The organism is Streptomyces sp. URMC 123, assembly GCF_051386515.1.
Classification (GTDB): Bacteria; Actinomycetota; Actinomycetes; order Streptomycetales; family Streptomycetaceae; genus Streptomyces.
This window is the reverse complement of record NZ_JBPQTV010000713.1, coordinates 1-450: the sequence shown is the minus strand read 5'-3', so window position 1 is coordinate 450 and position 450 is coordinate 1. Positions and strand designations below refer to the sequence as shown.

The 450-nt window shown below is 73.8% G+C and carries 1 riboswitch.

The features are described from left to right. Positions 1-40: 40 nt before the first annotated feature. Positions 41-190: riboswitch (cobalamin riboswitch) on the top strand. Positions 191-450 lie beyond the last annotated feature (260 nt).

Here is a 450-nt window from a genome sequence, read left to right as displayed (position 1 = left end):
CCGCCAGGCGGGAGCGTCGAAGAGCCGTGTCGGCTCCGAGAGGGAACCCGGTGGGAATCCGGGACTGCCCCGCAGCGGTGAGTGGGAACGACCGCCGTCATACGCACTGGACGCCCGCGTCCGGGAAGCGACGGCCAGTAGGTGCCTTCCGAGGTTCGACCGGGAGGCGGGCCCGCGAGTCCGAAGACCTGCCACTGCCCGCGCCCGTCGAGGGCGTGGCCAACCGGACCTCGAGGGCGGGTCGGCGGCGGCGGAACGGTGACCGTGGTGCCCGCGTGGCACCCCCGGTGGCCGTGGCGGGTCCATGGCGGTGTGCGGCGGTCCTCCGGGCCGTGGCCCCCGCGGCGCCCGCGTCCTCCTTCGCGCGGCAGGCCCTCGCAGGTCGCCGACGAGCTCGCGAAGGAGAGTTCCGTGACCCCACCCCTGTCTCTTATACATATCTGACGCTGC